The organism is Veillonella nakazawae, assembly GCF_013393365.1.
GTDB lineage: Bacteria > Bacillota > Negativicutes > Veillonellales > Veillonellaceae > Veillonella > Veillonella nakazawae.
On sequence record NZ_AP022321.1, the window covers coordinates 1,245,374 to 1,268,259 of the forward strand.

Genomic DNA, 22,886 nt, shown 5'->3' on the forward strand with positions numbered 1-22,886 from the left:
TTTTAAATTAATCAATCTCTGCTACTTGCTGTTTTAGTTGAGCAAAGATATCTTTAACTGGCATAATCTTGTCGACTTTTCTCATATTATTGCCAGAGAACACCAAACCTGTTTCCACATCACCTTGTTGTGCACGAGAAAGAGCACGGATGATACAGAATTTATGGGAACAATGTTTCAAACAGTTATCACACACCGTTGGAGGTGCTACAGTACCGTCTAATACAGATTCAGCAAATTTATTTTTAATTGCTTGTCCAGGCAAACCTACAGGACTTTGAATTAATACAATATCCTCAGGATTAGTAGCCCGTACATACATTTTTTTCAATTCGTCAGATGCATTACATTCATCAGAAGCAGCAAAACGGCTACCCATTTGAACGCCACTAGCACCTAATTTCAACATTTCTACGATGTCACGACCATCAAGAACACCACCAGCACCAATAACTGGAATGTTTTTAACAGCAGCTACAACCTCTGGAACGATTTCTCGAGCGGAACGATCCGTCCCCAAGTGGCCACCAGCTTCGCAGCCTTCTACGATTACTGCTGCTGCACCTAAACCTTCAGAAATGCGAGCTAATTTTGCGGACGAAACAATTGGTACGATTGGCGTACCAGACTCTTTGCCCATTGCGAACATATCTCTTGAAAAACCAGCACCTGCTACTACAAGATCAATGCCCTCTTCGATGGCAGTTTTAACTAAGCCCGCAAATTGTGTTGCGGCTACCATCGCATTTATACCAATAATACCCGTAGGTGATAATTTTCTAGCTAATTGTATTTCGTATCGTAATTCATCAAACGGCAAACCGGATGCTGCAATAAGGCCGATACCACCTTCATTTGCAACGGCTGCCGCCAAGCGAGCTGTAGACAATCTAATCGCCATACCACCTTGAATAATAGGTACTTTGGCCACTAGATTCCCAATGCGAAGTTCAGGGAGCTTCACTATCAAATCCTCCTGTAAATAAAACCGGTTGGGAGGCCACTCGGCCTCCCGTACGGCTGAATTGTCAGCTTTACAGCTTATTTAGCAGAATCAATATATTCTACTGTATCCTTAACGGTTTTGATTTTTTCTGCAACATCGTCAGGGATTTCAACATTGAATTCTTCTTCGAATGCCATGATCAATTCAACGATATCTAAGGAGTCAGCGCCTAAGTCGTCGATGAATGTAGAATCAATGGTAACTTCAGCTTCATCAACGCCTAATTGTTCCACAACGATTGCTTTTACTTTATCGAAAGTGTTCATTGGTGGTTCACCTCCTTTCAAAGTGTATTTATATATAGTCTAATTTTGAAACTACATCACCATACCGCCATCTACATTGATGACTTGGCCTGTAATATAGTTAGCAAAATCGCTAGCAAGGAATGTTGCTACTGTCGCTACTTCTTCAGCATTAGCCATACGGCCCAATGGAATTTCTGCAACCATAGCTTCTTTAACTTTTTCTGGTAATACATCAGTCATATCAGTATTGATAAATCCTGGTGCAATAGCATTAACAGTAATGCCACGACTTGCTAATTCTTTAGCACAGGATTTAGTAAAACCAATTACACCAGCTTTAGATGCTGCATAGTTAGTTTGACCTGCATTACCCATAACGCCTACAACAGATGTCATATTGATAATATGACCAGAACGTTGTTTCATCATGATTTTAGATACTGCTTTAGTTACTAAATATACACCTTTAAGGTTGATATCTATAACAGCATCAAAATCTTCGTCTTTCATACGCATCAATAAACCATCACGCGTAATACCCGCATTATTTACGAGAATATCAATGTGACCAAACTCTTTATGAGCTTCTTCCACCATAGCTGCAACTTCATCAGCATTAGCTACATTGGCTTTAATTTTAATGGCTTTACGGCCTAAAGCTTGTACAGCTTCAACAGTTTCTTGAGCTGCACCTTCGCTACCGCTATAGTTAACTACCACATCAGCACCAGATTGTGCTAAATTGATAGCTACAGCGCGACCAATGCCACGGGATGCGCCAGTTACAATGGCTACTTTACCCTCTAAATGCATTTTATCGAACCCCTTTCAAAAATTCAAGCGTTTTCTCTAAGGATGCAATGTCTTCAACATTGGCTAATTCCATATCTTTATTGATCTTTTTAGTAAAGCCAGTAAGTACTTTACCAGGACCTACTTCAACGAATCGAGTTACACCAAAGTTAACCATTTCAGCTACGCAGTCTTCCCACAATACAGGATTTGCAGCTTGTGTAACTAAGGACTCTTTAATATCGTTTGCATTAGTCAAAATTTTACCTGTCACATTTGCCACTACAGGAATTTGAGCATCGCTCACTTCGATTTTATCCAACTCTTCTTTTAAACGAAGAGCTGCAGGTTCCATCAAACGGCTGTGGAATGGAGCACTTACAGGAAGCATAACAGCACGTTTTGCACCGGCTTCTTTCATCTTTTCTGCTGCAGTTTCTACCGCTGCTGTTTCACCAGCAATAACAATTTGACCTGGGCAGTTGAAGTTAACTGCTTGCACAGAACCAACAGAATCGTTAACCTCTTTACAAATTTCTACAACTTGTTCACGAGGTAAAGCTAGAATTGCTGCCATAGCACCTTTGCCCAATGGCACAGCTTCTTGCATATATTCACCGCGTTTATGAACAACATACACAGCATCTTTAAAATTCAATACACCTGCCGCTACAAGAGCACTGTATTCACCAAGACTATGACCACCTACGATATCAGGTGTAAAGCCTTGTTCTTTAAGAACTTCATAGCAAGCTACAGATGCAGTTAAGATAGCCGGTTGTGTATTAGCAGTTTTAACAAGTTCAGTATCAGGGCCTTCAAAGCACAATTTGGAAATAGAATAACCAAGCGCTTCGTCAGCTTCTTCAAAACGTTGTTTCACAATAGGATATGCATTGTACAAATCTTGTAACATGCCTACTTTTTGGGAACCTTGACCAGGAAAAACAAATGCTGTTTTCATAAGGGCCTCCTTATTTACCAAGACCTTGAAGTTTTTTAATTACAGTTTCAGTTTCAGCCATGATATCTTTGATAATAGTTGCACATGGTTTAACATCTGTTAACATGCCAGAGATTTGACCAATCATTACAGAGCCTTCTTTTACATCACCTTCAATAGCAGCTTTACGAAGTGTGCCTGCACCTAAGTTTTCTAAATCTTCTTTGGAACCACCGCTAAATTCAAGGGATTTATATTTATGAGCTAATGCATTATCAATGATACGTACAGGGTGACCTGTTGTTAAACCAGTCATAACAGTGGCACGATCTTTTGCTTTCAATACTGCATTTTTATAGTTTTCATGAGCAATACATTCTTCGGATAATACGAATCGCGTACCCATTTGTACTGCTTGAGCGCCTAATGCAAAGGCTGCAGCCATACCACGGCCATCAGCAATACCACCAGCTGCGATAACTGGAACATCTACAGCATCTACTACTTGTGGAATCAATGCCATAGTAGTAATATCGCCTACGTGACCACCAGATTCTGTACCTTCTGCGATAATTGCATCAATACCACCGCGCAACAAGCGTTTTGCAAGTAATACGGAAGCAACTACAGGAATTACTTTAGTACCGATTTCTTTTAAAGCTGGAATATACACGCCAGGATTACCAGCACCTGTTGTAATTACAGGAACGCGTTCTTCCACAACTACTTCCATAACTTCTTTAACAAATGGAGACATGAGCATAATATTACAACCAAATGGTTTGTTTGTGCGCTCTTTTAATTTGTGAATTTCATTACGGAAAATATCAGGAGGCATATGACCAGCCCCAATGATACCAAGGCCACCCGCTTCGGAAACAGCTGCCGCTAATTCTGCAGTACCGAGCCAAGCCATACCACCTTGTAAGATTGGGTACTCAATCTGCAATAAATCACAAATGTCAGTCTTAATCATCTTGATGTGTCCTCCTTAATACCATTTCAAGACAAGGCTAGCCCATGTAAGGCCTGCACCAAATCCTGCAAACGCAACATTATCGCCGCGTTTGAAACGCCCTTCACGATTAGCTTCGTCCAAAGCTATCGCTACAGACGCGGCAGATGTATTACCATACTTATGTAAATTAACAAATACTTTTTCCATCGGCATATGTAAGCGTTTTGCAGCCGAATCAATAATACGAATATTTGCTTGATGTGGAATAAAGAAATCCAACTCATTAAGTTCCATTCCAGCTCGTTCTAAAGATTTTAAAACAGTACGCCCCATCGTTTTAACAGCAAATTTATATACTTCAGAACCATCCATATGAATGAATGTTAAACCTTCTTCAATGCGTTGGTCATTGGCAACTACGGCTGTACCACCTGCAGGAATACAAAGAGATGGACCACCAGTACCGTCGGCACCCATATCAACACCTTTAATGCCATAACCTTCAGGGACTTCAGATACTACTGCGGCACCAGCGCCATCACCAAAGAGGATACTTGTACTACGATCGTTCCAATTTACTCGACGGGAGAGAATTTCAGCGCCCACAACGAGCACCTTTTTGTATAAACCGGAGCTAATATAGCTAGCTGCAGTAATCAATCCATATACAAAGCCAGAGCATGCAGCTTGTAAATCATAGGCCGCTGCATTCTTAGCGCCTAAATTTGCTTGTAATACACAAGCGGCTGAAGGAATAATCATATCCGGTGTTAAGGTAGCAAAAATAATCACGTCTATATCTTCGGCACTAACCTTAGCCATTTGCATAGCTTTTTTTGCTGCCTCAGTCGCCATATAGGATGTATTCATACCTTCCGGTGCAATGCGTCGTTCCTCAATACCAGTACGTTCTCTAATCCATTGGTCATTGGTATCAACCATTTTTTCTAGATCAAAGTTTGTTACTACATTGTCAGGAAGGAAGCTCCCAGTACCAATGATTCCAACCGGTTTACTCATCATAGTCATACTTCAAGGCTCCTTCAATATCCATTGTTTCTCTTATGTGTTGAATAATTTTACGTTCTACTAAATCACTAGCAATTTCAATAGCAGTTTTAATCTCTTTAGCTTTGGAGCTACCATGAGCAATCATAAACACCCCATTAACCCCTAAGAGTGGAGCACCACCATTTTCTGTGTGATCTAAGCGTTTTGCCATCTTTTTTAAAGCTGGCTTTACAAGCATAGCACCAATTTTGGCAAAAATACTACCTGCCATAATGCTATCCTTTACTAATTGTGTAAGACCTGTTACCAAGCCTTCTGCAAATTTAAGTACCACATTACCGACAAAACCATCGCAAACAACAACATCTACGACCCCTTTTGGAATATCACGGCCTTCAATATTACCTTTGAAGTTAATAGTTTTCATACGTTCCAAAATTGGATATGTGGCTAGAACGACATCGTTCCCCTTAGTGGCTTCTTCGCCAATATTTAATAACCCTACTGTAGGTTCTTCTTTACCTAATAAAAGTTTTGCATATTCAGAACCCATCAATGCACCTTGTACAAGATGTTTTGGTTTACTATTTGAGTTAGCACCAGAATCTAACATAACAGTAATACCACTAACTGTTGGCATCGGAGTTGCAATAACCGGGCGATCAACCCCCTTAATACGACCGAGGCCAAACAATGCAGCTGCTACAGCTGCACCTGTACTACCAGGAGCAATCACGGCATCGCAAGCATTATCACGAACTAAAGATGTTGCTACCACAATGGATGCGTCCTTTTTCTTACGCAATGCTTGTCCTGGATGCTCATCCATACCGATAACTTGACTGGCATGGTGTACAGAAATGCGTGGATTCTTAGCTTCATTCCTAGCTTCTAATATATTAAAAATTTGCTGCTCATCGCCGACGAGCACCACTTCAATGTGTTCATTTGCTCGTACGGCTTCAATGGATCCTAGTACAGTCTCCAATGGAGCAAAGTCGCCACCCATGGCGTCTATTGCAATTTTCATAATCTACACCCTATTCTCTACGGATTCCATAATAAATTTTGCGCGAAATACTTCTTTTATTTTATCTCTTATAATGACCCAAATAAAGAACTTATTACCACGGCGACGCACAATTTCTGCTTTTGCCACCAGATTAGTACCAGCTCCAACTGGATTTTTATATTTTATATTTCCAACCTCCGCAGAACAAACAGTAGTCCCCATGACTACCTTTGCGAGGGAATTTGCTTGAGCATATAAATACTGTGGCTCTACATGTCCAAATCGATCTTCCATGTCAGAAGTAGTACGTAGCATTGATAATGCTTGTTGGCCTTCCGTAACATCGATCAGTTCACCAACCACTTCGTACGGTACATGTTCTACCGCTTCTTGTGATTGACCTGTAGCCATGACGCGTATGCGTTCACGCAATTCAGGAATGCCCAACTCTAGACGATCCAGACGAATCGTTGGCACACTTACATTAAAGTGTGTAGCCAATTCTTCATCAGTAAGAAATGGCGTAATATTCAGTTTTTCTTGTAACTGCTTTTGGCGCTCTTGCTTCTTTAACCGACTCATGGGACCACCTTTTATGACCTAGTATTAATATTACATCCTAAGTATATACAATAATTCCCTTATTTGCAAGGCTTTTCATACATATAGTAACAGATTTTGCACATATATACCAAATATAGTTATTATTTTATATTTAAGTATCTTTTTGTTTATAAAAGTATAAAAAATGCCACTATTCTACAGTTTTATATTACTATAAAATAATGGCACTGACTAATGCATATCAAGTATATTAAGTTATATATTACTAAAAGTATACAAAAAAGACGCCTACTACAGTAGGCGTCTTTTTTTAGCTCACATATTAAGCATTAGCTACTACTTGCTCACCTTTATAGTGACCACATGTAGGGCAAACACGATGAGGCATCTTAGGTTCGTGGCATTGTGGGCATGCTACATAACCAGGAGCTTCCAATTTCCAATTAGCACGACGGCGATCGCGACGGCATTTAGACAATCTACGCTTAGGTACTGCCATTATCTGCACCTCCTTAGTACAATCATTAGGACAATCTATCATCTTTCTCATCAAGCAAAGCACGTAACTCTGCGAATCGAGGATCCACCACAAAGGATTCACAAGAACAAGGTGAAACATTTAAATTTGCTCCGCAATGAACGCACAATCCTTTGCAATCATCCTGACATAACACTTGAGAGGGCTCATTGATGATTAATGTATCCCTAATTAGTTCGGTTAAGTCAATTTCCTCTCCATCGAAAGGAATCACATCATCAGTAGCCTCTCTAGAGTCACTAAAGATTTCCTCAAAGGAATCCTTACGATCTTGCTCTGTTGTAGTTAAACAACGAGAACATTCGTAATCGCCTTTAGACTCTATCGAACCTTGAACGATGTAATTTTGACCATCAAACCAAAACTCACCATTAATGGTTATATCATGACGGCTCCAAGGAAAAGCAGTTACGTCACCAAGCTCAGAGGATGGTATCGTATAGCTATAAGGAAATTTCTTTCCTATATGTTCTTTTGCTTGCTCTACTTGCAGTTTCATAATCTTACCTCGACTCATAATATTATAAACATGACATAGTGCTTTGTCAAATAAAAAAGACTATCTTAAGCGGACTCAAGATAGTCTTTTTGGTAAGTCAATTACATTTTTTCGAATTGGTCTTTACCAACACCGCAAATTGGGCAAACATAATCAGCTGGTTGATCTTCGAATTTTACGCCTTCAACAGCTTCGTCATAAACCCAACCACATACTACGCATACGTATTTTTCCATGAGTATTTCCTCCTTCACTTGAAAATTATTGTTTAATGTTTATCTTTTATAATTCAGATACTCTATCTGTAATGTAGTATATCAAAGATATCGAAACTTTTCAATACTCATTTTCTTAATTTCTCATTTTTTATAATATTTATAAAGCATATATAATATGCGGATTTGTGCTACTCCATAATTTGAAACGCATTATCATTTATAGGGATTTAGACCTAAATATGAACCAACACACTCCTCCATCATTTCGATGTTTCAATACCAAAAATAATTATTATACCAATTATTTTTGGTATATTAAGTAAATCAACTACTACCCAAGGTGTACATAATTTATATATTATACTATTATATATAGAAGAGAATATGGTCACACTCTATATTCTAAAACATCTAAATTAATAACATATTATATAAGTATGTACTTATGAACTCTTACTTTTCTATGCAATATACTCATAATAAGATATTTACCTTCTTAATATGAAATATTAACTAGAGAAATCATCATTTATATTGTTATCATAGGAGGATTTATGAGAACAGCTTTAACAGAACTTTTACAAATTGAATACCCTATTATCCAAGGTGCTATGGCTTGGGTATCTGAACACAAATTAGTAGCTGCCGTTGCTAATGCTGGCGCAACAGGTGTTATCGCCCTTGGTGGTCGTGATGCTGAATGGACACGTAATGAAATTCGTGCATGTAAAGAGTTAACTGATAAACCTTTCGGTGTTAACCTCATGTTAATGGCACCTAATAAAGATGAGTTAGTCGATATTATTATCGAAGAAAAACCTGCATTTGTAACACTCGGTGCTGGTAATCCTGTACCATATATCAAACCACTCCAAGAGGCTGGTATCAAAGTTATTCCTGTAGTCCCTTCCCTTAAATTGGCTAAACGTATCGAAGAAGCAGGTGCTGATGCGATGATCGTAGAAGGTATGGAAGCTGGTGGTCATATCGGTAGCCAAACAACAATGTCCTTAATGGAAAATATTTTACCAGAAATCTCTATTCCTGTAGTAGTTGCCGGTTCTATCGTAGATGGTCGCGGTCTTGCAGCTGCACTACTAATGGGTGCGGAAGGTGTACAAATGGGCTCTCGCTTCTTGCTAGCGGAAGAATGCCAAGCACATCAAAATATGAAAGAAGCAATCATCAAAGCTACAGATACTGATTCTGTTGTAACCGGTCTTCTCTCTGGCCACGGCGGTGTTCGCAGCTTAAAAAATGAATTTACTACTCGCTATTTAGCAGCAGAAACTGATGGTGTTACTACACCTGAAGAGCGTACAAAAATGTCTCAAGGCACTAATAAACGCGCCGCTATCGATGGCGATGTTGTAAACGGCGCGGTACAAGTTGGTCAAGCTTTGAATCGTCTTGTCGCTATTGAACCAGCTCATACAATTGTTCAAACTGTAATGAACGAAGCAATTATGTCTATTCGTAAGGCACAACGCCTTCTTGAAATTGTTTAATAAATTAGGAGTACCATATGTTACCATTTCATGGAAAATATCCAAAATTAGATCCTAAAAGTTGCGTAATGCCCGGTGCAGAACTTGCTGGTGATGTAGAACTTAAAGAATATGCTTCTATTTGGCAAAACTGTGCACTTCGTGGTGACGTAAATAAGATTGTAGTAGGTCGTTACTCTAATGTACAAGACAACTCTGTATTACATGTAGACGACGATAAAGCATGCGTCCTTGGCGATTATGTAACAATCGGCCACGGTGCCATCGTTCATGCTAGTACAATCGAAGACAATGTGTTAGTTGGCATGGGTGCCATTGTATTAAGTGGTTGTCATATTGGCTCTGGCTCTATTATTGCAGCCGGTGCGGTAGTAAAAGAAAACACTGTCATCCCACCTAACTCTTTAGTCGTAGGTATTCCTGCTCGTATTGTTCGCACAGACGAAACTCAAATCGAACGTATTCACAACCAAGCTTTAAAATATAAACACTTATGGACTATTGAATACGGTATGCTTCCTGATGCAGGTGGCGAGGAATACGATAAAAACGCTAAAATCGTATAAATGCATATACAAAAGTTATACAAAAAAACAAAAGCGGATAGTTGATAAACAACTATCCGTTTTTATTTTTTATCGCAAACAGAACTTAGCTTTCAAAATAACTAAATATAGCCTTATAAGTTAGTAGACTATCCAAAACGATACATTGATAAATACTCTAGTTCGAAAACTATTTACCGGTATTTAATTTGTCCTGAACAATTTGTTCTACCATGAGCGCTGTACCCATGGTCAACGCTATAGGGAATAACATCTCTACGGAAAATCTAGTCAACTCAAGCATAAATACGCAAGATGTCATAGGCATCTTCTGTGCTAGTCCTAAAAATGCTACAGCACCGATAAAGGCAGCCATACCTAATGATATAGGAGCTACAGCAATAGACCAAAAAGTACCAAATACTATGGCTAACGTACTTCCCAACATCATAGATGGAGTAATACGCCCACCATAAGCTCCAGCTGCTAATGCGAGTAATACCGCTACCCACTTAGAACCAAATAATCCTAGAGCATAAGTCCATGTAATATCATTAGTAAAGGTTAATTCGTTCCCAGCCTTACCATTCCCTAAAATTTCAGGGAAATACATAGCTAACGCACCAATAATTGTAAACGCAACGATAGATATTGGAATCATAACAGGACTGCTACGATGAATAGAAGGTAACTTACCTTGAGTAATATTAAATAAAACTACACCTAAAGCAACAATAGCGCCCAAGGCGATAGAGAATTCTACATAGTGACTGCCCAAGCTAGGTTGAGCCATTGTATATTGAATTACATCCCCTACACCAGCTTGTCGAGTTACAAAAGTTGCTAATCCACAGCATATAAGTGCAGCACTCATGGCGCGTATATTCCAAGTAAGGAGCAAGGTTTCTAAGGTAAAGATTGCCGCCGATAATGGTGAATTATAAACTGCTGCTAAGCCCGCGCCTGCAGCACAAGCAATCAATAATTGGCGATCTTCTTGTTTTATATCAAAGTGCTTAACTAAAAAAGTTGTAATCCCCGCACTTGCTTCACGAGGGGCTACTTCTCGCCCTAAAGGTGAACCTATAGCTACCGTAATAATTTGTAAGGTTGCATGTAAAACAGTAGTGATAGGATTCATATCCATCTTACCGGAAACCGCAGTTTTAATATCTACAACACCTTTACCATATCGGTGAATAAGAAACCAGCCCACACCACCTATGAGACCACAAATAATAAGTGGTATCAATCGTTCTACTGGGGATACTCGCGCTACAGCAGCACCAAAGCTCATATGATCTGCAGAAGAATAATGATATACAAAATGCTGAATACTATGCATTAAATGTGTATAAGAAGCCCCTACTAATCCCGCTATAAATCCAACAACAATTATGAGACCTATTAAACGTTTATCAAATGCCATACCTACTCCATTGCTAACACAACTTCACCAGTTTCTAATGTTTTCTTAACATCTATAATACGTTGATTAGATGAACCTCTAAATCGTAATGCTGGATCTTTAAGTTCATCTACAAATCGACCATCTACGAGGATATCAATTTCCTGTAATAAAGCACTTCGCAACTCATCCTCTAAAATATCATCTATTTCATATCCGGAATAGGCCCAAATTTTCTTTTCCGGTGCAGCCCCTCGTACAGCTCTTACTACAGGTAATAAACCTTGTACATTTTGGAAAGGCTCTCCACCCAATAAAGTTAAACCTGAGCAGTTAGGATTCTTAACATAAGAGACAACTAGATCTGTTTCAGCTTGTGTCCATACTTTACCGGCATTAAAATCTTGGTATTCTTCGTTAAAGCAGTTATAACAACAATGCGTACATCCAGTCACAAAGATAGATGTACGAATTCCTTCTCCATTGGCAATATCATATTGTCTTATTTGCCCATATCTCATAATTACCTCCATAGTAGTGCATATCAAATGATCAACACTATATAGATATATTTCAATTTTTCACATGTATAGTAAAAGCTGTGCGCTAGGCACAGCTTTTACCATGTATAGAATTATAATAATAACAGTGATGCTATCTATTATTAGATATGCATTACACGATCTTTGATTTCTTTCGTACGGCCTTCATTCCAGAAGTTCTCACCCAAATAACCACAAGTACGACGAATAACAGTTAATTTATCACGGTTTGTGTTATGGCAACGAGGACATTCCCACTCATTATTTTCATTGACCTTAATTTCACCATCAAAACCACATTCGTGACAGTAGTCAGACTTGGTATTAAATTCAGCATAAGAAATATGGTCATAAATATATTGAATCATAGTTAAAACGGCTGGAATATTATTAGTCATATTTGGAATTTCTGCATAGGAGATACAACCACCAGTTGACTTCTTTTGGAATTCAGATTCAAAATTAAACTTATCAAATACATTGATTTCTTCACGAACATTAACGTGATAACTATTAGTGTAATACCCTTTATCAGTAATATCTTCAATTACACCAAAGCGAGCACGATCGAGAGAAGAGAATCGATTTGTTAAGCTTTCAGCAGGTGTACCATATAAACCAAAGCCAAGATTATGTTTATCATGCCATAGATTGATGGCATCATTTAAACGATCCATAATTTTCATGGCGAATACACGCCCTTTTTCACCTGTGTTAGACTGACCAGTAATCAATCGAGTTGCTTCATAAATACCGATGTAGCCAAGAGAAATTGTTGCATAACCACCAGTAAGGAAGCGAGCGATTTTCTCTCCTTTTTTTAGGCGCGCAATAGCACCGTGTTGCCAATGAATTGGCGATACATCACTTACTACATCCTTTAATAAGTTGTAACGTAATAGTAATGCTTTTTCCGCTAATTCAAGACGTTTATCTAAAATTTCAAAGAATCTTTCTTCACTACCGCGAGCTAAGATACCAATTTGAGGTAAGTTCAAACTTACAACGCCCATATTAAAACGACCATCAAACTTATAGTTCCCCTTTTCATCCTTCCAAGGAGATAAGAAAGAACGACATCCCATTGGGCTAAATACATTACCTTCATAGTTTTCCTTCATCTTCTTAGCGGAAATGTAATCTGGATACATGCGTTTAGCCGTACATTGTGCAGCAAGTTCAGTTAAATAGTAATATGGACTATCAGGCGTTACATTATGTTCATCAAGAACATAAATCAATTTAGGAAATGCTGGCGTAATATATACATCAGCTTCATTTTTTACACCCTTAATGCGTTGTCGTAAAATCTCTTCTGTAATGAGAGCAGCCTCTTTAGCGTATTCATAATCAGGTTTAAAATACATGAACAACGTAACAAATGGAGATTGACCATTTGTAGTCATCAATGTATTGATTTGATATTGGATAGTTTGGATGCCATCCTTAACCTCTTTACGCGTACGTTTCCACGCAATTTCACGAGCCTTTTCCATATTTGGTTCCATCCCGTAAATCTCAACTTGTTCTTCAATAACATTGTTAAGGATTTTTTCGTAAGATTTACGTACGAATGGCGCCAAAATGCGATCAATACCATTAATACTTTGACCGCCATATTGCCCAGATGCAACTTGAGCAATAATTTGTGTTGTCACCGTACATGCAACCTGGAATGATTTAGGTGTATCAATCTTCTTACCATTGATAACTGTACCATTTGTAAGCATATCTTCCAAATTGATTAAGCAACAATTAAACATAGGCTGGATAATGTAATCCATATCATGGAAGTGAATGGCACCACTATCATGGGCCTCTAAAATATCTGTAGGAATTAACTTACGACGCGCGATATCCTTAGATACTTCACCGGCAATTAAATCACGTTGTGTAGATACAATCGCAGCATCCTTATTAGAGTTTTCGTCGAGAACGCTAACATTACTACGGTCTAATAAACCAATTACATCATCATCTGTAGTATTTTGACGACGTTTAAAAGCTTGCACAGCTTTGTAACCTTCATAGGCACGTGCCGTTGCAGGATTATGATACTCAATCAACTTATAATACACTTGATCTTCAATAGCATAAATTGTCATGTCCTTTTGGAGCTTTGTAGCATATTCTTCAATTTCATCAGCGATACGCTGTGCCAACCCCTCTTCGTACAACCCTGTACTACTATGCTCGGCTTTTTCTATAGCCAAAGCAATTTTGTTTTTGTCGAAAGGTACCTTTGTACCATCCCGTTTAATGACCTGCAACATATTGGCAACCTCCCCATTTTGTTACCGCTGAAATATATGTTATGACAAAGAAAAAAGTATGGTATACCATACTTTTATAAATTTATATGTAAAAATGTAAAGAATTATTAGTAAACTCTCTATTTTTACCGCTAACTCAGTATACTATATATGGTGGTTGTTTTCAAGAACAAATACTATATAAAGTAAAAATAGGCTCTTTCAGCCATGCTAATATAGCATGAATAAAAGAACCTATTTAAATTATAATGTAAACCCAAATAGACGAGTCAAGAAGTTAGATTTTTGACCTACCCAACTAGAAGGAACAGTAGGATAGAATGTGCGATCAGCTAAAAGATCGCGCTCATTGAGATGAATATTTGGCAACAAATCTTTTTTGTATGTACTGTCTAATTTAGAAATAGCTTCTACATACCCTTGATGCGCTTGTACATCACTTTCATTACAATAACCAGTGCCAAAGAAGTGAATTAATCCATTACGATATAATTCGATCGCTCTATGATAATTAGCATTACTATGATTAAAGGATGCCATGTTACATTGAATTAAAATCCCTTTATCTACCCATTCCAATAGCTGTTCTGGTTTTGTAAATAATTGGCGATGCGTTTCTACTTCACTAATGATAGGAACAATGCCCATATCTAGTAAGCTTAGCAACCATGCATTAATATGGTGAACCTTACTATTTTCAGGTAATGCTACTAACATAAAATGGCTATTCCCCAACAAATACTGATTGCGATGAGCAACGATATATTCAACCATTTCATCACAAAGTAAAACGCGAGCACCACTGTGAATAGTAACATCTACTTGTTGCTCACCTACTGCAAGTTTTACATCATTCAATGTTGTTTCCATTTCATCCCAAGTATTCATATCCATAGATACTATTACATCAGGTGTACTGAAAATATCTGTAATTCCTTGTTCAGCCAAAGATTTTATCATTTTTACTGATTCTGCCATTGTTTGTGGCCCTTGAGGCCCTAACACAGCTGGCAAAATGCAACCATGTAAGTCAACCACGCGATTCATATTCTTTCCCTTCTACTTACGATAACCCCTTATAGATATCGTTCTCTTTATAAATTTCATGTTGTTCTCATTTATTTTTCATTTTCTATTCATGATTATATCAAGGGAAAAGTAGCTTGTATAGTGATTTTTATATAAAAATAGATAAATTATAATGTGTTTATTTAATATATTATTTATATTTTCATATTATCTTCATTAAAAATACCTCATAATCACTAAGATTATGAGGTATTTTTCACTCATCTGTATATTATTAACAATTTAATTTTTAAATGTACTTCTCTTATACCTGATATAATAGACTAATTTTACCACTAAAATACCAATAAAAATACCTACTGTATCGATCAAAATATCAGAAAACTGAGAGCTACGACCTGGTGAGAATAATTGTATAAATTCATCAAGACAAGCTATCAACATTCCTAAACCTATCGTTTTTATTACTGTACCATATTTAATATATCGACGTAGAATCGCATATAAAACACTACCAAGGATTGTAAACTCTGTGAGATGAGCTAATTTTCGAACAATCCTATTCAAGATCCATATATTTCCATGAAAGCCTAATTTATTTGCTATAGGAGTCAAAGTCTCTGCAAAAAGCAAACTAAATCCATCTGATGATCCACCATTCTGCATCGAATTATCCCATATAAAAAATACTATTAGCCCTAACAGGATATATAGTATCCAACGTTTCATAGTACTCTCCTAAACGCCATAATGCATATACTCATATTAATCGCGGTCAAAAATGTCTCTTGTGTAAACTTTATCCTTCACATCCTCTAAACTCTTATCCCAACGGTTAGCTACTATGACATCACTAACACGTTTAAAGTCTTCAAAGTTACGAATCACAGGAGAATTAAAGAAGTCTTCTGCATCAAGAGTCGGTTCATAAACAACTACTGCAATCCCCTTAGCTTTGATTCGTTTCATTACACCTTGGATCGCAGATGCTCTAAAGTTATCAGAGTTCATTTTCATAGTCAAGCGATAGATGCCAACAATTTTTGGGTTCTTTCCTATAATAACATCTGCTATGTGATCCTTGCGAGTTCTATTAGCATCAACAATAGCAGAAATCAAATTTTGCGGAACATCATTATAGTTGGCTAATAATTGCTTAGTATCTTTTGGTAAGCAATAACCGCCATAACCAAAGGATGGATTATTATAGAAATCGCCTATACGAGGATCTAAACAAACACCATTAATAATCTGGCTTGTACTAAGACCACGAACTTCGGCATAAGAATCCAACTCATTAAAGTAAGCAACACGCAATGCTAAATAAGTATTAGCAAATAATTTAATAGCTTCTGCTTCCGTAGAATCCGTATATAATTGAGGCACATTTTCTTTGATGGCACCATCAGCTAATAGTTGACCAAAGCAACGAGCTCTTTTAGAGTCTTCTCCTACCACAATACGGGAAGGATGTAAATTATCATATAAAGCTTTACCTTCACGTAAGAACTCTGGAGAGAAAATCAAGTTCTCCGTGTCGAATTCTTTACGCATTTGAGCTGTATATCCAACTGGTACTGTTGACTTGATAACCATAACAGCATCTGGATTGATATCTAATACTGTTTTGATAACTTGCTCTACAGAAGATGTGTCAAAGAAATTCTTTTGAGGATCATAATTAGTAGGGGTTGAAATAATAACATAATCAGCACCTGTAAAAGCCTCTACAGGATCCAAGGTAGCTTTAAAGTTTAATTTTTTAGTAGCCAAATACTCTTGCAATTCTGCATCTACAATAGGTGACTCTTTGCGATTTAACATTTCTACCTTTTCAGGAATAATATCGAGGGCTACTACTTCATTATGTTGTGCTAATAAAACACCATTTGAAAGGCCTACATAGCCGGTCCCAGCAATTGCAATCTTCATTTATTTGCCCTCCGTCATATAAAACTCTTTATACCATATAGCAAATTTCCGTAACCCTTCGCGTAAAGATGTATTCGGCTTGAATCCAAAATCTTCTTCTAGAGCACTTGTATCTGCATAAGTGACAGGTACATCACCGGGTTGCATTGCCACTAATTCTTTATGGTTTTCAAAATTGTAATCTTCTGGTAATACACCAGCAGAAACTAATTCCTCTGAAAGAATACGTACAAAATCGAGGAGATTTTCAGGATGACTATTACCAATATTATAAATAGCATACGGTGGCACTGGTAACCCATCAGCACCATTACGACGCTCTGGTGCTGCGCACATAACCTTAGATACGCCTTCTACAATATCATCGATATAGGTAAAGTCACGTTTACAATTACCATAGTTAAAGATTTTTATGGTACCGCCACTACGCAATGTATTAGTAAAACCAAAGTATGCCATATCAGGACGCCCTGCAGGACCATATACAGTGAAGAAACGAAGTCCTGTACTAGGAATGTTATATAACTTGGCATAAGAATAAGCCAATAACTCATTTGATTTTTTAGTAGCCGCATACAGAGAAACTGGGTTATCTACTTTATGATCTGTAGAGTATGGAATTTGTTTATTCGCTCCATATACAGAAGACGATGATGCATAAACTAAATGCTCTACTCCACTTTCACCGTTATCATAAGAATGACGACAAGCCTCTAATATATTGTAAAAGCCAATAATATTAGACTCAATATAAGCATCAGGATTCGTAATAGAATAACGCACACCCGCCTGTGCTGCTAAATTAACAACAACACGTGGTTTATAGGTAGAGAAAATTTCTTCAATAAAGGTTTTATCTGCAATATTCCCTTTTTTAAATATCCACGTATTTTTATTATCTTTGCTCATCTCATCAATTTGTTGCAATCGATAATCTTTTAAGGCCACGTCATAGTAATCATTAACAGAATCTATGCCGATAATTTGAGTTCCTTCTGCTTCAGATAACAGGGACATAACAAGATTAGCCCCTACAAATCCAGCGGCTCCCGTTACTAGGATCACCGTGTTGTTTAAGTCTACATTTTTTGAAAGCATATGTACTCCTTTCATAGTTCTGTTAATTATGAGCGTCTTACTTTACTTAATACTTTATCAATGCCAGAAGTAATAATGGCACGCTCAGATGGAACAATACATAATATAGCCACATATAGCACCACGCATAAGATCATACAAGCTATAGTCCACCATACCGCATCATATAAATGTAAAATACTATATGCAAGAGCACCAACAATAGATGCAGTAATTAGATATACACCTATATTAGTAATCACTCGAAGGGCACTCATATGTATAAATAATGCTAAGAAAATCATGGCAACCATTAACATTTCCATGCGTACTATTGAACGAGCATAGACAAATGTACTAAAGTCATACTGAATACAAATATAAATTACCGGTATTAATACAACTAAATGTAATATTTGAGTCCAGAATGATAAATTAGGAACTCCTTTTGCACGGAATACTTCAGAAATCAAATTCGCTGTTACTGTCATAATAGCGGAACTCAAGGCCCAAGATCCCAATACAATACCTGCTAACTTCCATTGTGGTCCCAATAAGAGATCAACAACAAAGTCTTGGAATACAAACAAGCCTATCCCTATAGGTACTAAAAAAAGAGCCATATAGCGTTGGAAGGTAAAGAATGTATTTGAGAATGCCTGTTCATCCTGTTGAACTCGACTTAAAGCGGCAAATAATACAGGCGCTAAAGATGAAGTAGCCATGGCCATAACAGTTGTAACAATAGCCATAGGCATTTTGTATATCCCTAAATAATAGGCATCTAAAAAGCGACTAATAATGAAGGTATCCACCCATGCAGTAAGCCAAATAGAAAATGCTTCAGCCAATGACCATGCACTATAACTAAACATGTTCATAAAGACGCGAGAACTAAAGAAGAGGTGGATTTGATTTTTCCTACTCTTCAATAAGGCCAAAGCCGTAAATAACTGAGCCCCTAACATACCAGCGATTAAAGACCAATAGTCATATCCCATGAGCGCCATAGGTATGGATATCAATATAGGAGTCAGAATTGTGATGAGCCGAATATTAAGAAGAAACTTAAAGTTAAAGTCCCGTCTATACAATGCCATTTGTACACTACTGAAAGCAGAGAGCGGAATCATGGCCCCCATTATGGCCAACGGTATGCCTAAGCCATCATTTCCAACTAATACGGCCAATTCATCACGACCGACTATAATAGCCCCCCACAAGAGTAAAGATAGAACTAAGTTAGCAATAAAAGCTACATCTGTAGCCTCCTGTTTTTCTTTATCACTTTGAAACTCGTGCTGTACAAGAAATTTTTGGAATCCCGCATCAGCTAGCATTTCTGCAAAGGATATAACCATCATAATTGTTGCCAATATCCCAAATGCCGTAGGTGCTAGCATATGGGCCAATATTATATTTGTTAGTGGTGTAATAAGCTTTGCTAAAACCTCTGTTATGACAGACCATTTAGCAGCAGCTACTATTTTTGTATCCATTATTTTTTATTGATATTCTTAATGCCCCGCAAGAATAATTCATGGTGAGCTTCACATTCCAAGTAATTTTGAATTGCTAAATAACTTGTTTTTCCTAAAATAAGTTGCATTAATTTTCGTCCAAATAATCCATTTATTGCGCGGATAATAAAAGATCTACCTAAAAATTCACGCAAATATCGCTTTACATGAGTATCAGCAAAATCCTTATATGCTTGAGCAACAAAATGAGCATCTCTAATGTTTTCACTTCGCTTTTTATATTCCGTCAATGTTTCAATGGCTTCTGATTCAGTAGCCAAACGGGTGCCCCTTTCGGTACCACGAATTGGCACTTCAGATACAACAAAGGTATCCTTTGTAGCCTCTACACTGATTAATAAGGAATCTTTTACAAACTCCTTATGATGTATATAGGATTCAGAGTTAAAGATAAAGTTACCTTGGCCATAAATAATAATCCCCTTACCATAGTCCTCACGAGAACCTATACAATGACTATGTTGGCAAATTACAAGGTCTGCCCCTTTATCAACAAATTTTCTGCAATATCTTTGTAACATTGGCGATGGATAGCGATAAAACTCCTTCCCACCATGATATAGGACGATAACATAATCACAAGTTTTCTTTAAAGCTTCTACATCATCAAAGCTCTCTAATACATCAAATGGATTAGCCCCCATTGTATGACAAGAAGCAACGGTAAACTCATGTTCTGCACATAGGTAAAATCCTATACGTATACCTTCTTTTTCAAAGATAAATGGCTTTTTAGCTGCTTTTACATTAGCACCAGCACCTGCATTTTTAATATCATGCTTTTTTAATAACTCCAGTGTAGTAGTTAATCCTTCTACACCATGATCTAAGGAGTGATTATTAGCCAATGTTAAAAATATAGGCTCTAAAGCCTTATAACCATAGATTGTTTTTGTAGGAGACTTTAAATTATTACCAAATTTATTAATCGGAGTAGATGCATCTGTTAAAGGCACCTCTAAATTAAATACATTTAAATCAGATTCCTTTAGAAGTCCCAGTAACTCCTTACCAACCAAAGCCTCTCCATTACCAGATTCAAATAATTCTCTATTTATATCCGTTGGGACAAAATCAGCCCCGATGTACAGTTTCAAGGTGTAACCACTCTCCCAATTCATAATCTTTTGTCATAGGACGAAACTTTTCGAATCCTGCACCCGGGAAGAACGTTAACTCTCCAATATAAAGTCGTCCCTTTATTTCATAGAAATCAACACGTAAAAACGGACAGTCTTTACTAAGTTCAGTAGCCAATCTTAGCATTTCTTCATATGTTTCAGGCCTTGTGAACTCAGTTGATACCGGCGGATAATGTCCAAAATGAATGCCCATAGGATTCCAATCGATATCGTAAAAATTCATACGCGTTCCTGTTTTAGAAAAGCGGTTAGAACATACTACAGTCAATTTTGGTTTGCCATGAAAACAATACATTTTATAATCTAAGATTTCATTGCTACCTAGCTCAGATAAATATTCCTCTGCTATAATCCGACGAGGAACATCTTTATAAGGCCACTCTCTGGCTATACGCGAATAATCCCGTTGTAAGGATGCACTTAATTTAGCTTTAGCAGCTTCTCGATCAAGGGATGACTTATCTTTACAAATAACGATGCCCCCACTATCATGTGTACATTTCAAAACAAATTGATTAGGTAATGCATCAAAGTCTATATCCTCTACAGAATCCCAAACAGCAAGTGTGCGAATTATATATTGTTCACCCACCCGTTGAGCAATAAAGTTCTTAACTTCATGTTTATCAACCATTACAGTTTGTATAGGGTCTCTGTAATTAACCTTTAGCCATTGTAACTTTTCGCTAAAAGTTTTAGGATTCTCTAAATCTAGAGGATAGCCCATGTATTTTGGGAATACTTTCTTTAAAAACTCTTCATCAGATAAAGAATCATAATAACCTAATTTGATTAATACTCTTGTGCGATAGTAAGGTTTTGTTAAAAAGGACATGCCAACTTTACATAACTTGCTGAGCTTCATTTTTACGTCCTTTCCGAAGCAATTGCACCTCTAAATAAAACATCATCATATAAAAATATGTACTCTTACTTTCATAAGACACCATCCCCATATCCATGACGATTTGAGAAAGGAATAAAATGAGCACCATTACATATTCATTGCTATGAAAATTTCGATAACGAATTAAGTTATAAGCTATATACACATACATTGAGTAATACGCCAATAAGCCGATTATCCCTGTACCCGCTAATAGTTCAATATAATTATTATGTAAATAATAATTCTCTTTACCATATAAAAAATAGGTAAGTACAGATGGATTATTTACCCCCACCCCAGTGATGGGCGATTGATAAAATAAATCCCACCCTATATCAACCAAGGCTAAACGAATAATGGTAGATGAATCACCACCAGTACCGGAGAAAGCATCCACCATACTCGACATACGATCCAGAACCTCTGAAAACATAGGTAATTGTAAAACTGCAATACCAATGATAGTAAGAGCTAACAATGACCCAATAATCTTAGCAATAGAATTTACTACATTGGCACTACGTAAACTTTTAAATACAAATAGTAATACTGTACCAACAACAACAAATACTAAAGCTTTACGACTACCAGTAGCTGCTAGAATACCCAATGTAGGTAAGGCTATAATATTCCACCAACGAGGTCGATTGTATAACATGTAATACAATGTCATAACGATAGCATTGGCACCTAATAAACCTACAGTATTCGCATTTAATGCATCATTTGCAATTCGTGCAGAAGATGACAAAACCGTAATAAAGTAATCTAAGCCATAGAAATATACCGTGTAAAAACAAACTATATAACCGGTCCACATACCAATTTTTAATAATGTGTCCACCGATGTTTTATCTTGATAACACATGTATAAAATGATAAGCATAAAGAATATCTTGACGATATCAAAACTTCGACTGAGTGCTACAGATGGCTCAATAGCATTAATAGTACTCAGATAACAGGCTCCAATAAAGAGCAGCATATAACCATGCATCCAAGTAAACCGAAGTTTTATAACTCCCTGCTCTCGTATGAGATAAAAAATAATAAGTCCAAATAGGCATACAAATAATACATAGGCACCATAATTCGCATCGCCAAGGGCAAAGGAAATGGTCAACGACAACACTAAAAAAATTAGAGTTATGAACCATATCATGCGGTCAGCAATAGCCGTTATATTTAACTTCAATGGTTCTCCTCCTTAC

Annotated in this window: 24 protein-coding genes; 2 read left to right on the forward strand and 22 right to left on the reverse strand. The window is 37.2% G+C overall.

The features are described 5' to 3' along the window. Positions 1-7: 7 nt before the first annotated feature. From VEIT17_RS05635 to VEIT17_RS05685, 11 genes are all read right to left on the reverse strand, one after another. Complete coding sequence (locus VEIT17_RS05635; protein ID WP_005386972.1) at positions 8-964, reverse strand: NAD(P)H-dependent flavin oxidoreductase; 957 nt, start codon at positions 962-964, stop codon at positions 8-10. Positions 965-1,041: 77 nt separating this feature from the next. Next, the gene (locus tag VEIT17_RS05640; protein ID WP_004693441.1) at positions 1,042-1,272 is read right to left on the reverse strand and encodes an acyl carrier protein; all 231 of its coding nucleotides are present in this window, start codon (positions 1,270-1,272) and stop codon (positions 1,042-1,044) included. Between the two features lie 51 nt (positions 1,273-1,323). Continuing rightward, the gene (gene fabG, locus VEIT17_RS05645) at positions 1,324-2,067 is read right to left on the reverse strand and encodes a 3-oxoacyl-[acyl-carrier-protein] reductase (protein WP_105085447.1); all 744 of its coding nucleotides are present in this window, start codon (positions 2,065-2,067) and stop codon (positions 1,324-1,326) included. A 1-nt stretch (position 2,068) separates the two neighbouring features. Beyond that, complete coding sequence (gene fabD, locus VEIT17_RS05650) at positions 2,069-3,010, reverse strand: ACP S-malonyltransferase (RefSeq protein WP_105085446.1); 942 nt, start codon at positions 3,008-3,010, stop codon at positions 2,069-2,071. A 10-nt stretch (positions 3,011-3,020) separates the two neighbouring features. Beyond that, positions 3,021-3,965, reverse strand: a complete 945-nt coding sequence (fabK, locus tag VEIT17_RS05655) for an enoyl-[acyl-carrier-protein] reductase FabK (protein ID WP_105094461.1) — start codon at positions 3,963-3,965, stop codon at positions 3,021-3,023. 15 nt (positions 3,966-3,980) lie between these two features. After that, positions 3,981-4,976, reverse strand: a complete 996-nt coding sequence (locus VEIT17_RS05660; protein WP_060924752.1) for a beta-ketoacyl-ACP synthase III — start codon at positions 4,974-4,976, stop codon at positions 3,981-3,983. After that, positions 4,960-5,988, reverse strand: a complete 1,029-nt coding sequence (gene plsX, locus VEIT17_RS05665; protein WP_156719551.1) for a phosphate acyltransferase PlsX — start codon at positions 5,986-5,988, stop codon at positions 4,960-4,962. Before plsX ends, VEIT17_RS05660 begins: the two co-directional genes overlap by 17 nt. A 3-nt stretch (positions 5,989-5,991) precedes the next feature. Continuing rightward, a complete protein-coding gene (gene fapR, locus VEIT17_RS05670) occupies positions 5,992-6,552 on the reverse strand; it encodes a transcription factor FapR (RefSeq protein WP_105085443.1) in 561 nt (186 codons plus the stop codon). A gap of 304 nt (positions 6,553-6,856) precedes the next feature. Continuing rightward, positions 6,857-7,033 carry a 50S ribosomal protein L32 gene (rpmF, locus tag VEIT17_RS05675; RefSeq protein ID WP_004693428.1) on the reverse strand — a complete coding sequence of 59 codons (177 nt, stop codon included), beginning with the start codon at positions 7,031-7,033 and terminating at the stop codon, positions 6,857-6,859. Positions 7,034-7,058: 25 nt separating this feature from the next. Continuing rightward, positions 7,059-7,571 carry a YceD family protein gene (locus VEIT17_RS05680; RefSeq protein WP_156719552.1) on the reverse strand — a complete coding sequence of 171 codons (513 nt, stop codon included), beginning with the start codon at positions 7,569-7,571 and terminating at the stop codon, positions 7,059-7,061. Between the two features lie 101 nt (positions 7,572-7,672). Beyond that, positions 7,673-7,807 carry a rubredoxin gene (locus VEIT17_RS05685; RefSeq protein WP_004693422.1) on the reverse strand — a complete coding sequence of 45 codons (135 nt, stop codon included), beginning with the start codon at positions 7,805-7,807 and terminating at the stop codon, positions 7,673-7,675. Positions 7,808-8,343: 536 nt separating this feature from the next. Here VEIT17_RS05685 and VEIT17_RS05690 point away from each other — a divergent pair. After that, positions 8,344-9,297, forward strand: coding sequence for a nitronate monooxygenase (locus VEIT17_RS05690; protein ID WP_156719553.1), 954 nt, complete (start codon positions 8,344-8,346; stop codon positions 9,295-9,297). Between the two features lie 17 nt (positions 9,298-9,314). After that, positions 9,315-9,863 carry a gamma carbonic anhydrase family protein gene (locus VEIT17_RS05695; RefSeq protein ID WP_156719554.1) on the forward strand — a complete coding sequence of 183 codons (549 nt, stop codon included), beginning with the start codon at positions 9,315-9,317 and terminating at the stop codon, positions 9,861-9,863. Positions 9,864-10,032: 169 nt separating this feature from the next. Here VEIT17_RS05695 and VEIT17_RS05700 read toward each other — a convergent pair whose 3' ends face one another. The 11 genes from VEIT17_RS05700 to VEIT17_RS05750 all read right to left on the reverse strand — a co-directional run bounded on the left by VEIT17_RS05700 (position 10,033) and on the right by VEIT17_RS05750 (position 22,870). Next, positions 10,033-11,271 (reverse strand): chloride channel protein, encoded by a 1,239-nt coding sequence (locus tag VEIT17_RS05700; RefSeq protein ID WP_178885187.1) that lies wholly within the window; start codon positions 11,269-11,271, stop codon positions 10,033-10,035. A gap of 2 nt (positions 11,272-11,273) precedes the next feature. Beyond that, on the reverse strand, positions 11,274-11,771 hold the full coding sequence (gene nrdG / locus VEIT17_RS05705) for an anaerobic ribonucleoside-triphosphate reductase activating protein (RefSeq protein ID WP_178885189.1): 498 nt from the start codon (positions 11,769-11,771) through the stop codon (positions 11,274-11,276). A gap of 143 nt (positions 11,772-11,914) precedes the next feature. Further along, positions 11,915-14,065, reverse strand: coding sequence for an anaerobic ribonucleoside-triphosphate reductase (gene nrdD / locus VEIT17_RS05710; RefSeq protein ID WP_178885191.1), 2,151 nt, complete (start codon positions 14,063-14,065; stop codon positions 11,915-11,917). A 243-nt stretch (positions 14,066-14,308) separates the two neighbouring features. Then, on the reverse strand, positions 14,309-15,112 hold the full coding sequence (locus VEIT17_RS05715) for a tyrosine-protein phosphatase (protein WP_178885193.1): 804 nt from the start codon (positions 15,110-15,112) through the stop codon (positions 14,309-14,311). A gap of 264 nt (positions 15,113-15,376) precedes the next feature. Then, positions 15,377-15,823 (reverse strand): VanZ family protein, encoded by a 447-nt coding sequence (locus VEIT17_RS05720; protein WP_178885195.1) that lies wholly within the window; start codon positions 15,821-15,823, stop codon positions 15,377-15,379. 36 nt (positions 15,824-15,859) lie between these two features. Next, positions 15,860-17,026, reverse strand: a complete 1,167-nt coding sequence (locus VEIT17_RS05725) for a nucleotide sugar dehydrogenase (RefSeq protein WP_119208288.1) — start codon at positions 17,024-17,026, stop codon at positions 15,860-15,862. Continuing rightward, on the reverse strand, positions 17,027-18,124 hold the full coding sequence (locus VEIT17_RS05730) for an NAD-dependent epimerase/dehydratase family protein (RefSeq protein WP_119208290.1): 1,098 nt from the start codon (positions 18,122-18,124) through the stop codon (positions 17,027-17,029). Between the two features lie 26 nt (positions 18,125-18,150). Then, a complete protein-coding gene (locus tag VEIT17_RS05735) occupies positions 18,151-19,602 on the reverse strand; it encodes a lipopolysaccharide biosynthesis protein (RefSeq protein WP_178885197.1) in 1,452 nt (483 codons plus the stop codon). Further along, complete coding sequence (locus tag VEIT17_RS05740; RefSeq protein WP_238672454.1) at positions 19,602-20,765, reverse strand: CapA family protein; 1,164 nt, start codon at positions 20,763-20,765, stop codon at positions 19,602-19,604. The genes VEIT17_RS05735 and VEIT17_RS05740 overlap by 1 nt, the downstream gene beginning before the upstream one ends. Continuing rightward, positions 20,719-21,651: an ATP-grasp fold amidoligase family protein gene (locus tag VEIT17_RS05745; protein ID WP_129822899.1), complete on the reverse strand. Its 933-nt coding sequence runs from the start codon at positions 21,649-21,651 to the stop codon at positions 20,719-20,721. The genes VEIT17_RS05740 and VEIT17_RS05745 overlap by 47 nt, the downstream gene beginning before the upstream one ends. Further along, positions 21,629-22,870 (reverse strand): O-antigen ligase family protein, encoded by a 1,242-nt coding sequence (locus VEIT17_RS05750; RefSeq protein WP_129822898.1) that lies wholly within the window; start codon positions 22,868-22,870, stop codon positions 21,629-21,631. Before VEIT17_RS05750 ends, VEIT17_RS05745 begins: the two co-directional genes overlap by 23 nt. Positions 22,871-22,886 lie beyond the last annotated feature (16 nt).